4 protein-coding genes are annotated in these 3,790 nt (G+C 63.1%); 1 reads left to right on the forward strand and 3 read right to left on the reverse strand.

The window, feature by feature from the left end; genetic code table 11:
- Positions 1-1,558, forward strand: a 1,558-nt coding sequence (locus tag RMO81_RS00630; protein WP_409049565.1) for a calcium-binding protein, incomplete at its 5' end; no start/stop codon positions are given.
- 6 nt (positions 1,559-1,564) lie between these two features.
- On the opposite strand, the gene RMO81_RS00635 is transcribed toward RMO81_RS00630, so the two are convergent.
- The 3 genes from RMO81_RS00635 to RMO81_RS00645 all read right to left on the reverse strand — a co-directional run.
- Positions 1,565-2,383 (reverse strand): class I SAM-dependent methyltransferase, encoded by an 819-nt coding sequence (locus RMO81_RS00635; protein ID WP_310473790.1) that lies wholly within the window; start codon positions 2,381-2,383, stop codon positions 1,565-1,567.
- Positions 2,384-2,431: 48 nt separating this feature from the next.
- Positions 2,432-3,574, reverse strand: coding sequence for an AGE family epimerase/isomerase (locus RMO81_RS00640; protein WP_310473791.1), 1,143 nt, complete (start codon positions 3,572-3,574; stop codon positions 2,432-2,434).
- Positions 3,567-3,790, reverse strand: a 224-nt coding sequence (locus RMO81_RS00645; RefSeq protein WP_310473792.1) for an HAD hydrolase-like protein, incomplete at its 5' end; no start/stop codon positions are given. The genes RMO81_RS00640 and RMO81_RS00645, both read right to left, overlap by 8 nt.

Raw genomic sequence — 3,790 nt, forward strand, 5'->3', positions numbered from 1 at the left:
GGGCTCGCGGTTTGATGTCTTGCACGCAGTGGATGGCGTTGACCGTATTGTTGGCTACGACGGCAATGACCCGCTGGAGGGGGGCGCCGGCGCTGACACGTTGAATGGTGGAGACGGAAACGACCGGATCAACGGCGGCAGTGGCGATGATCAGCTTTACGGCGGGACCGGCAATGACGATTATAGTATCGAAGGGTTCGATACCCTAATCGATGATGGCGGTTCCGACAGGCTGTTGCTTCCTGCTGGCGTGACGGCCGCGCAGCTATCGATCCTGCGGCTCGCCGATGGCGATATTCATATCAGTTGGCCAAACAACGGCGTGCGCATCGATCAGGGCCTGGACAGCCGCACTGCGATTGAAACTCTGGTGTTTGGCGACGGTTCGATTCGGGCCCTTGTCAGTTTTGCCATTGCCACCGAAGGCACTGCTGAAGACGAGCGCATTGAAGGCAATAGCCGCGATCTCGGCAGCCGCAACGACACCATACGCGGGCTGGACGGCAATGATACGTTACTCGGTCTGGACGGGGACGACCTGCTGATCGGTGGTGCCGGCAACGATCTGCTGCAGGGCAGCACCGGTTTCGACACGGCGGGCTTTGCTGGGCAGCGCAATGACTATGAAATTAATCGCAGCGGGGGCAACATCACCGTGCGCGATCTGCGCGCCCAAGGCGACGGCACCGACACGCTGACCGGTATCGAGCGGTTGCAGTTTTCTGATGGCCTGATGGGCCTGATTGCAGAGGAGCTGGTGCTCTTCCTGCCAGGCTCGCGCGATCTGATAACCTGGGATTCCACGCAAGGGTCAAACGGCTTCACCTATTTCTTCAGGCTGGGCGCCAACAGCACAGTGGCAGCGGTGGCCGATTTCACCGGCGATGGGCGCACGGATGTGCTGCTCAGCCAGCCGGGCGGCGGGTTGATCCGCTGGGATACGACGCTGGGCGGCAACGGCTTTGCCGTGCTGCCGGCGGCACCGGGTTTTGAGGTGGTCGCCATGGGCGACCTTCGCGGTAACAGCGCCACCGACCTGCTGCTGAAGAACGCCGCCGGCCAGTTGCGCATCCTTGACCCGGTCGCCGGCTCCATCACCGATCTGTTCGGCCTGGCTTCGGGCTGGAGCGTGGCGGGCGTGGGCAACATCAATGGCACTGGCAAAGCCGATGTGGTGCTGCAGAATAGCGGGAGTGGTGCGGTCATCGCCTTCACCGATCAGGGCTGGCGCGATCTGATCACACTGGCCCCGGGCTGGACGATTGCCGGGCTGGGTGACGTGACCGGTGGGCTGGCTGATGATTTCATCCTGCAGAGAAACGATGGCGTCACCATCTTCTGGGATACAACCCAAGGCGGACAAGGCTTCAAGGATTTCGCCACCATCGGCCCGGCGTGGACCTTCGCCGGCTTCAACGATCTCAATGGCGATGGCCGTGACGATGTCGTGCTGCAGAACAACAATGGCCTGGCCATCTACTGGACCGGCAGCAACTGGGTCGATCTCGGCTCAACGCTGATTGGAACGGAATTGGTGGGCACCGGGGTGTTCCCGTAACGCGCGCTATTTCTGGCAGCAAAAGACCAGCACGCCGCCGACATGTTCCGAAAGTACGCCATGTTCGGTGGAGATCATGAAGCGCATGAAGGCGTCGCGGAAACCGGCAGCGCGAGCGCGGGATACCAGATCCCAGCCCGGTAACTCAAACACCAGCACTCCGCCTTCATTCATCGGGTCACCATGATACTGCGGCTCCATGTGGTGGATCAGGCCGCCCCGCGCATCCAGCGTGGCGCGCACTTGGCCCATTTCTTCAAAGAACAGGAATGGGACCGTGCCGAAATGCCAACCATCTGGTTTCAGCACGCGGTGCATTTCGGTCAGCGCCTTGTCGATATCCGGTACATGTTCCAGCACTTCGTTGGTTGAAACCAGGTCGAAGCTGTCATCAGGCATCGACAATGCCTGCAAATCTTCGCACGGGATGGGATACATCCATTCGAGCCGTTCGGGGCTGGTAGTGAACTCCGAACCCAGAAAGCGCGGATAGAGGCCTCGCATTGTCAGCGCAAAGGCAGTTAGCCCCTCGGCGGCGTAGATTCGCGGCGACGCGAGGGCCTGGTCAGCGATCACCTGTTCCATGCAGCGCATCACGCCGCGCACCCGCGAGGACAGGCCGCCGGATGCCAGACCTTCGCGCCAGCCGCCGCCCGGATCCAGCTCGAACGGCAAAATGCGCCGACCCGTCAAAGGCTCGCGGCAGCCGGCGGCCAAAATTTGGGCGCCCAGCCGGTTGACGGCATTAACTGTCAGCAAGTCGCGATGGCTGTCGAGTATGGCCCGGAATTCGGCAAGGTCGCGTATGTCGATGCTCAGTTCCAACGCAGCCTCCACGCTTGATACGGCTTCTTCGGCAAGGGCCGGAAATGGTTATCCGCCCGCCAGTTCCGCGTAGGCGCAGGCGATGTGATAAAGTGAACTCGCTGGCGCCAGTTCCGGGATCCAGCTGCCATCCGGGTTGAGCTTGTCGCGCCACAGGCCGGGGGTTGGGACGGCGTAATATTGTTCGAGGCCTGCCAGCGCGCGGGCGGCTTCTTCCGCTTCGGCGGTGGAACCCAGCCGGCGGTGGCGGATGGCGGCGGCCTTGATGCGCTCCGTCTGCGGCCACAGCCGGGCCTTGTCGTTGTGCAGGCTGCCGTCGGTGAGCACTTCGTTGATGCACACATTGCGGCGAGCGCAAATGCCGTGGCTGCGCGCAAAGGCGGTCAGCCGGTCTGACACGCCAAACGCGTCGGCGCGGCCGCTGGCGCCCAGCCGTTCGAACAGCCAGGCCCATTCGAAACAATGGCCCGGCTCCACGATGCGGCCTTCGATGCCGGGGGCAGGAGCCAGATCATCGGTGAAATATTCCAGCAGAGCGCCGGTGGCCGGATCGATGAAGCGCGTCGCGGCCAGATCGGCGATCATCGCGGCAAAGGCATGGAAGCGCGGGCGACCGCTGGCTTCGGCCAGCGCCAGCGTGGCTTCAAACAAGTGCATGTGCGGGTTTTGCCGGCGAATGCGCGGATCGTCCTTCTCACCTTCGGTAAAGCCGCCGGCGGGGTGGGACCAGTTGGCCTCGATCGTGTCGAGCAGATCTTCGGCGACATCAAACCAGCGCGGTTCGGCCAGCGCCTTGCCAGCTGTGGCCAGCGCCAGCAGCACGAAGGCCTGATCATAAAGATCGGCGCGGATATCAAGCGGGCGGGCATCAATATCCAGCCGGTGGACATAAAAGCCGTCGGCGCGGCGGGCGCCGGCGATGAGGGCGCGGATCGTTTCGCTGATCAGCGGCTGCCACGGACCGTCCCAGCCCATGCGGCCGATAGCGGCAAAGCTGTAGATATGGCGGGACTGCACGAACACGCGGAAATAGGCCGGATCGGGAACGCCATCCAGTGTCATGCGTTCGGCAAACAGGCCCGATGCAGTGCGGCCACGAGACGCCCACAGCGGTGCGGCGACGTCGCACAGCCAGCGCCGGGCGCGGGCGGCCTCTGATATGAGGTCGGCGTGGGCAGTCGATTCAGACATCAAGGGCACCGCTGTTGGAATGACGCGCCATTGCGGCAAGATGGGGGGCAAGAAAATGGTGGAGATTGCCGCCTGCGAACGCCACGCCTGCAACGCCGGCAGCGGCGGCGGCGGCCAGATCGCTGGGTTGATCGCCCACCAGCAGGCTGTGTTCTCGATTTACGGGCCAGTGCGCCATCAGATCATTCAGCATCCCCGGCGCGGGCTTGCGCCACG

Origin of the sequence: Sandarakinorhabdus sp., assembly GCF_031422795.1 — a bacterium.
GTDB lineage: Bacteria > Pseudomonadota > Alphaproteobacteria > Sphingomonadales > Sphingomonadaceae > Sandarakinorhabdus.

Coding starts and splice junctions, on each gene's coding strand:
- RMO81_RS00640 (WP_310473791.1), bottom strand. CDS start 3,574: ATGTCTGAATCGACTGCCCACGCCGACCTCATATCAGAGGCCGCCCGC.